Origin of the sequence: Microbacterium sp. 18062 (assembly GCF_902706225.1) — a bacterium.
Taxonomy (GTDB): domain Bacteria; phylum Actinomycetota; class Actinomycetes; order Actinomycetales; family Microbacteriaceae; genus Microbacterium.
The window spans coordinates 118,394-125,428 of record NZ_CACSKB010000005.1; the positions used below are offsets into that span (position 1 = coordinate 118,394).

Below are 7,035 nucleotides of genomic sequence, written 5' to 3' on the forward strand. Positions count from 1 at the left end.
AAGGGGAGCACCATGTCCACCGATACCTCTGCTGCCCGCGGAGTCTCCGCCTATCGCGCTCTCCCCCGCCTCGCCGGCTGGAGCTACCTGGTCGCCACGAGCCTCGGCCGGCTGCCGATGTCGATGGTGCCGTTGGCGATCCTGACGCTCGCGACGTCGACGACCGGCTCCCTCGCCGTGGGCGGGTTCGCCTCTGCTGCGGCGGCGCTCGGCGAGGCCGTCGGCGCTCCCGCCTCCGGCGCGCTCGCGGACCGGTTCGGCCAACGCGTCGTGGTGCTCACCGGCGTGGTCGTGCACGTGACGCTGCTGGTCGCCTTCACCCTCGGAGCCGGTGTGCTCGCCGACCCCGCGACCGTGGCGCTCGCGGGATTCGCCGGACTGAGCCTCCCCCAGGTCGGCGCCCTCTCGCGGGCACGATGGCTCGCGATCGCCCCCGGAGACCTCCCGGCGGCGTTCGCGTTCGAAGGCGTCGTCGATGAGACGGTGTACATCTTCGGCCCGGCGCTGGTCGGGTTGACGGCAGCGTTCGTCTCGCCCCAGATCGCCGTCGTCCTCGCGGCGACCCTCGTCGCCGTCTTCGCGACCCAGTTCGCCGTGCACGCGACGCACCGCCGCGTGCCCCGCCGAACCCGGCCGGCGGCGGACGCGATCGCGGCACTCCCCCGCCCGCGTCCGGGCCGCCGGATGCTGATCGCCGTCACCTTCATCGGCATGGTCGCGATGGGCATCTTCTTCGGCGGCAGTCAGACGAGCCTCACCGCCTTCGCGGAGAGTACCGGGATCCCGGACGCGGGGGCGCTCCTCTACGCCGTCATGGCCGTCGGCTCGGCGGTGACCACCGTCTCGATGGTGCTGCTGCCCGACCGCATCGGCCGCTGGACGCGCTGGTCGATCGCCGCTGCGGGCATGACCGTCGGTTCCGTCTTCCTCCTGGGCGCGCCCACGGTGCCGTGGGTGGTGGGCGCGGCGCTCGTCGCGGGCGCGTTCCAGGGTCCGCTGCTGTTGACCATCTACAGCGTCGCGGGCTCCCTGGCCGAGGCGGGGCGCGCCGGCATCCTGATGACCCTGACCGCCAGCGGCGTCGTCCTCGGGATCGGTGCGGGCGCGGCGATCGCGGGGCCGCTCGCCGAGCACGCGGGTGCGGCCGGCGGGTTCACGATCGTCGTGGGCGCCTCGGTCGTGCTTCTCGCCATCGGCGGCGCGGGGGCGCTCGTCTCCCGGCGGCACCGGTGACGAGGCGCGCGGACCGCTGAGACGGTCAGTCGAGGGCGACCTCGCCGTGGAACACGAGCGCCGCAGGACCGGAGAGCAGCACGTGGCCGTCCCGCATCCGCACGCCGAGCGTGCCGCCGGGGACCTCGACCGTCCATTCGTCGGGGGCGGCCGGCCCCGCCCAGTGCCGCACCGCCAGCGCTGCGGCGGCGACACCCGTGCCGCAGCTGAGGGTCTCCCCCACGCCGCGTTCGAACACGCGCATCCGGATCGCGCCGACACCGGCCTGCACGAGCGGGTCCCGGGGCACGACGAACTCCACGTTCGCGCCGTGCCGCGGCGCGGGGTCGAGCAGCGGACGCTGCGCCAGGTCGAGCCCATCGAGCTCCGCGTCCGACGACAGGGCGACCACCACGTGGGGGTTGCCCACGTCGATGCCCGCCCCCGGACGCGGCACCTGCAGCCCGTGCGCGCGCACGAGCACGTCGCCCTCCTCGATGCGCCATGCTCCGAGATCCACCTCGAAGCCGCGATCGCTGCGGGTGAGCGTCTTCACGCCGGCACGCGTGCCGATCGCGAGGCCGCCCCCGATGTCCGCGAGACCGGCGTCGACCAGATAGCGGGCGAACACGCGGGTTCCGTTCCCGCACATCTCGGCCTTCGAGCCGTCGGCGTTCCGGTAGTCCATGAACCACTCCGCGCCGGATGCGGCCGCGTCCGCGCCCTCCGCGAGCGCACGCGAGCGCACGACGCGCAGCAGTCCGTCCCCGCCGATGCCGAAGCGCCGGTCACAGAGTGCAGCCACCTGGTCGTCGGAGAGATCGAGCTCGCCGTCGGCATCGGCCACGATCACGAAGTCGTTGCCCGTGCCGTGTCCCTTCGTGAACGGAACACTCTGCGCCATGGAACCAGTCTAGGCGGGCGTCGGCGGGGCGGGTTCTCGGGTCGCGTTCTCAGGACCTCTGGCGGGGCCCGCCGTGGGATGGCGAGAGTACGGTCGCTGCCCTTCGTCTCGGAGCTGTGCTCCTCGCTCAGGGACCGAAGACGAAGACTTTCGGATCAGCTTCTCCGCGCCCCCTGACGGGGCGCTCCGCGGGGTGCGAAAGCCCGGTCGCTGAGCGAGCGCAGCGAGACGAGGCGTGAGGATTCTCGCTTCAGTCCCCAATGAGCCGCTTGCCGGTCGCCCACGTGTCGAAGGGCTCGTATCCCTGCGCGGCGTAGAACCCTCGTGCGCCCGCGTTGTCGGGTCGCACCATCAGCTGCACCTTCGGGCAGCCCATCCCGAGCAGCATCCGCTCGACGTCCACGACGAGCGCGGTACCGATCCCGCGCCCGCGGTGCGTCTGGGCGGTGGCGAGGTAGTAGAGCCAGCCGCGGTGGCCGTCGTAGCCGCCCATCACCGTGCCCACCAGCGCATCGTCCCCGTCGATCGCCACGCGGAAGAGCTCGGGCTGCACTGCGAGCTTCCGCTCGATGTCGCGATATGGGTCGTTCCACGGGCGCGTGAGACCGGCCGATCGCCAGAGCGAGACGACCTGCTCGGTGTCGGCGAGGTCGAACGCACGGATGCGGACGCTCACGCCGGAGCCTCGACGAGCTCGGCGGGCGCCGTGCCCGGGGCAACCCAGGAGACCCCCTCGTAGCGGGTGAACCAGGAGACCTGTCGACGGGCGTAGCGGCGGGTGAGCGCCTGGGTCTGCGCGATCGCGTCGTCGCGGGACAGCTCGCCGTCGAGCTCGGCGAGCGCCTGCGCGTATCCGATGGCCCGGCGCGCGGTGACGCCGTCGTCGAGCCCGTGCGTGCGGAGCCTGCGCACCTCGCCGAGGAGGCCGTCGTCCCACATCCGCGTCACCCGCGCGTCGAGACGCTCGACGAGCGCGGCACGATCGACGCGCACGCCGACGAGCCGGGTGTCGGGATGCCAGAACCGTGGCTGCTCCGGAAGCGCCGCTCCGTGGGTCTGGCGACCCTGACCGAGGATCTCGAGGGCGCGGACGATCCGACGGCCGTTCTTGGGGTCGATCCGCTCCGCCGTCGAGGGATCCGCGTCGCGCAACCGTGCGAACAGCATGCCCGGTCCGGAGCGGGCGAGTTCGGCCTCGAGCTCCGCCCGAAGCCGCTCATCGCGCGGAGGGAACCGGAAATCGTAGACCACGCTCGACACGTAGAGCCCCGAGCCGCCCACCAGGACGGCGTCGGCGCCGCGTCCATGGATCTGCGCGATGGCGCTCCGAGCGGCCGCCTGGTACCGGGCGACGGCCGCCTCGGCGGTGACCTCGAGCACATCGAGCAGGTGGTGAGGGATGCCGCGCCGCTCGGCGGACGGAAGCTTCGCCGTGCCGATGTCCATGCCGCGATAGAGCTGCATGGCGTCGGCGTTGACGATCTCGGTGGGGGTTCCCGTCTCGGCGAGGTGCTCGGCGAGCGCGAGCGAGAGCGCGGTCTTGCCCGTGCCCGTGGCCCCGACGACGACCCAGAGCCGAGGCATCCGGGTCACTCCACGGGGCGGAGCGAGGGCAGCCCGAGCGACACCGCGCGCGGGGCTCCGCCCGTACCGGCCGGTGCGGGAACGCCGCAGGACGCGGCCTGCGCGCGATCCCACGCGTCGCCCGAACGCGTGCGGCGCACGCGGAGCGGTGCGCCGTCGGTGGAATCGGCGAGCAGGTGGAACGGTGCGGCATGGGTGATCCGCACCGTCACGATGTCGCCCGGGCGGGGGATCTCCGACCCCTCGGGCACCTCGAAGTGCACGAGCCGGTTGTCTTCGGCGCGGCCCGTGAGACGCCGCGTCTCGGCGTCCTTCTTGCCCTCGCCGGTCGATACGAGCACGTGCGCCTCACGGCCGAGCTGCTTCTGGTTCTCCTCGATCGAGATGCGCTCCTGCAGGGCGACGAGCCGCTCGTAGCGCTCCTGCACGACCGCTTTGGGCACCTGGTCGGGCATGGTCGCCGCGGGGGTTCCCTCGCGGATCGAGTACTGGAACGTGAACGCGCTCGCGAAGCGGGCGGCCTCGACCACGCGGAGGGTCTCCTGGAAGTCCTCTTCCGTCTCGCCGGGGAAACCGACGATGATGTCGGTGGAGATCGCCGCGTGCGGAATGCGATCGCGGACGCGCTCGAGGATGCCGAGGAACCGCTCGCTGCGGTACGAGCGACGCATCGCCCTGAGGATCCGGTCCGACCCGGACTGGAGCGGCATGTGCAGCTGCGGCATGACGGAGGGGGTCTCGGCCATCGCGTCGATGACGTCATCGGTGAAGGCGGCCGGGTGGGGGCTCGTGAAGCGGATGCGCTCAAGGCCGTCGATCTCGCCGGCCGCGCGCAGCAGCTTGCCGAACGCCTGCCGGTCGCCGAACTCGACGCCGTAGGAGTTCACGTTCTGGCCGAGCAGGGTGACCTCCAGCGCCCCGTCGTCGACGAGCAGGCGGATCTCGCTCAGGATGTCGCCGGGACGGCGGTCCTTCTCCTTGCCCCGCAGGCTCGGCACGATGCAGAAGGTACAGGTGTTGTTGCAGCCGACCGAGATGGAGACCCACCCGCTGTAGACGCTGTCGCGCTTGGTCGGGAGCGTCGAGGGGAAGACGTCGAGGGCCTCGAGGATCTCGAGCTCCGCCTCGTCGTTGTGGCGGGCGCGCTCGAGCAGGCTCGGCAGCGACCCCATGTTGTGCGTGCCGAAGACGACGTCGACCCACGGGGCCTTGTCAAGCACGGCGTCCTTGTCCATCTGCGCGAGACATCCGCCGACGGCGATCTGCATCCCCTCGTGCACGTCCTTGCGGGACTTCAGGTGCCCGAGGGTGCCGTAGAGCTTGCCTGCGGCATTCTCACGCACCGCACAGGTGTTGATCACGACGACGTCGGGCTCGGATCCCTGCTCGGCCCGGACGTATCCCGCGCTCTCGAGCGAGCCGGAAAGCCGCTCCGAGTCGTGCACGTTCATCTGGCAGCCGAACGTGCGCACCTCGTAGGTGCGGGCGCGGCCGTCGGCGGCGAGCGCGGCGGGTGACGGGGCGATGAGGGTCGGCACGCTGGACGGGGCAGTCATGATGCGCTCATTCTACGTTCCCACCTGGCCGACTGCGCCGCAGGCGGACGCGGAATCCGTCTGCGGGAGGAGGCGGAGGGATGCGACCGTCGATAGCGTCGAAGACACGGACAGGACATGCGGAAGGTGCGGGATGAGGATGACACGCGGACGAGCACTGGCGATGCTGGGCGCCGTGGCGATGCTGCTGGCCGGGTGCGCGACGACGGCCCCGGAGACCGAGGCGACCGAGGCGGCCATCCCCGACACCCGGGTCGGGGTCACCGCCGCATGGGTGCTCGAGGTGATGAACGCGGACCGGGACACGACGGTCCAGCAGTGGGAGGGCCGGCTCCACGAGGACTTCACCGCGCAGGTCAGCGCGGACGAGGTCGCCGAGCTGATCAACGTCCAGATCCGCCCCGCCCGCCCGCTGGTGCCGACCGCGTACCGCGGGACCGAGTCGGAGGCCGTCGTGACCGTCGAAGGCTCGATCGGCGAGCCGTTCGACCTGTCGCTCGTCGTGGACGACGACGACAGGATCACCGGCATGCTGCTCGGCCCGGTCACGCCCGAGCGCGAGCCGGCGGCATCCCTCGACGAGGTCGAGGAGCGTCTCGCCGCGCTTCCCGGCGAGACCCGCGCGCTGGTGCTGAGGGACGGTGAGACGGTGATCGAGCGAGATGCGGATGCCGCCTCCCCCATCGGCTCGATGTTCAAGCTGTACGTGCTCGACGCCGTCGCCGAGGCCGTCACGGCCGGACGAACGGCCTGGGACGCGCCGTTGACCATCACCGACGACATCCGGAGCCTGCCCTCGGGAGAGCTGCAGGACGCCCCCACGGGCACCACCGTGACGGTCCGCGAGGCCGCGGAGAAGATGATCGCGATCAGCGACAACACCGCCACCGACCTGCTCATCGCCCATGTCGGTCGCGGCGCCGTCGAGGCGGCCGTGGCGCGGCTCGACCACCACGCCCCGTCCCTGCTCGCGCCGTTCCCGACGACTCGCGAGTTCTTCGCGCTGCTGTGGGGCGACGACGAGGACCTCGTCGCGACATGGGGCGACGGCGATGAGCAGGAACGGCGAGCGGTGCTGGCAGAGCTCGCCGAGCGTCCGTTCACGGTGACGGTCGCCGACGCCGACGACGAGCCCCGGTGGCCAGAGGGCTTGGAGTGGTTCGCGAGCGCTCGGGACATCGCCGCCGCGCACGACGCGCTCGCGGAGCGGGCGGCATCCGACGACGCCGTCGCGACGGCGCTCACCGCGAACCCGGGACTCGCCCTGGACGCCGCCGCGTGGCCGACGATCGCGTTCAAAGGTGGATCCTCCCCGGGCGTGCTCGCCGGGTCGTGGCGGGCGCAGGCGGAGGACGGGACGGCCGTGACCGTCGTCGTGCTCTCGTCGGATCCGGACTCCCCGATCACGAGCGAGACGCAGGCGGAGCTGTTCGGTCTCGTGGAGGACGTCTACACGCTCCTCCCCTGACCCGAGAGTCTCCCGACGGCGGTCGTCCCGGATCCGTGTCTCGCTTGTGCAGGTCGGTCGGGGTCTTCCGCTGCACAAGTGAGACACGGGGTCGAGGGTGTGGGTGGTTCCGGGGGTCGGTGTCTCACGTGTGCAGGGTTTCGGCGTGATCCGGATGCTTGAGCGAGACACGCGACGGATGCAGCCGCGGGGCTCTCGTCGTCGTTGACGTAGAGGAGCCATCGTGGGAGCCCCAGTTGTTTCCGGCAAGAAGCAAAGAAGTGATCCCACGATGACCCACAACCAGTCTGCCTTGACGACCCTGATTGGCG

General features: G+C 71.7%; 6 protein-coding genes. 2 read left to right on the forward strand and 4 right to left on the reverse strand.

Annotation, left to right across the window (positions count from 1 at the left end; genetic code table 11):
- Positions 1-12: 12 nt before the first annotated feature.
- A complete protein-coding gene (locus tag GVL03_RS03505; RefSeq protein ID WP_159499549.1) occupies positions 13-1,233 on the forward strand; it encodes an MFS transporter in 1,221 nt (406 codons plus the stop codon).
- A 25-nt stretch (positions 1,234-1,258) separates the two neighbouring features.
- Here the strand turns inward: GVL03_RS03505 and dapF are convergent, their stop codons facing one another.
- The 4 genes from dapF to miaB all read right to left on the reverse strand — a co-directional run bounded on the left by dapF (position 1,259) and on the right by miaB (position 5,256).
- Positions 1,259-2,116, reverse strand: coding sequence for a diaminopimelate epimerase (dapF, locus tag GVL03_RS03510; RefSeq protein WP_159499551.1), 858 nt, complete (start codon positions 2,114-2,116; stop codon positions 1,259-1,261).
- A gap of 250 nt (positions 2,117-2,366) precedes the next feature.
- Positions 2,367-2,792 (reverse strand): GNAT family acetyltransferase, encoded by a 426-nt coding sequence (locus tag GVL03_RS03515; protein ID WP_159499553.1) that lies wholly within the window; start codon positions 2,790-2,792, stop codon positions 2,367-2,369.
- Positions 2,789-3,700, reverse strand: a complete 912-nt coding sequence (gene miaA / locus GVL03_RS03520; RefSeq protein WP_159499555.1) for a tRNA (adenosine(37)-N6)-dimethylallyltransferase MiaA — start codon at positions 3,698-3,700, stop codon at positions 2,789-2,791. The genes GVL03_RS03515 and miaA overlap by 4 nt, the downstream gene beginning before the upstream one ends.
- 5 nt (positions 3,701-3,705) lie before the next feature.
- Positions 3,706-5,256 (reverse strand): tRNA (N6-isopentenyl adenosine(37)-C2)-methylthiotransferase MiaB, encoded by a 1,551-nt coding sequence (gene miaB / locus GVL03_RS03525; RefSeq protein WP_159499557.1) that lies wholly within the window; start codon positions 5,254-5,256, stop codon positions 3,706-3,708.
- Between the two features lie 139 nt (positions 5,257-5,395).
- Here miaB and GVL03_RS03530 point away from each other — a divergent pair, with 139 nt between their 5' ends.
- Positions 5,396-6,724 (forward strand): Cpe/LpqF family protein, encoded by a 1,329-nt coding sequence (locus GVL03_RS03530; RefSeq protein ID WP_159499559.1) that lies wholly within the window; start codon positions 5,396-5,398, stop codon positions 6,722-6,724.
- Positions 6,725-7,035 lie beyond the last annotated feature (311 nt).

Excerpts from the sequence above, each read along its gene's own strand:
- GVL03_RS03530 (WP_159499559.1), top strand. The coding sequence starts at position 5,396 with ATGACACGCGGACGAGCACTGGCGATGCTGGGCGCCGTGGCGATGCTG.
- dapF (WP_159499551.1), bottom strand. The coding sequence starts at position 2,116 with ATGGCGCAGAGTGTTCCGTTCACGAAGGGACACGGCACGGGCAACGAC.
- GVL03_RS03505 (WP_159499549.1), top strand. The coding sequence starts at position 13 with ATGTCCACCGATACCTCTGCTGCCCGCGGAGTCTCCGCCTATCGCGCT.
- miaA (WP_159499555.1), bottom strand. The coding sequence starts at position 3,700 with ATGCCTCGGCTCTGGGTCGTCGTCGGGGCCACGGGCACGGGCAAGACC.
- miaB (WP_159499557.1), bottom strand. The coding sequence starts at position 5,256 with ATGACTGCCCCGTCCAGCGTGCCGACCCTCATCGCCCCGTCACCCGCC.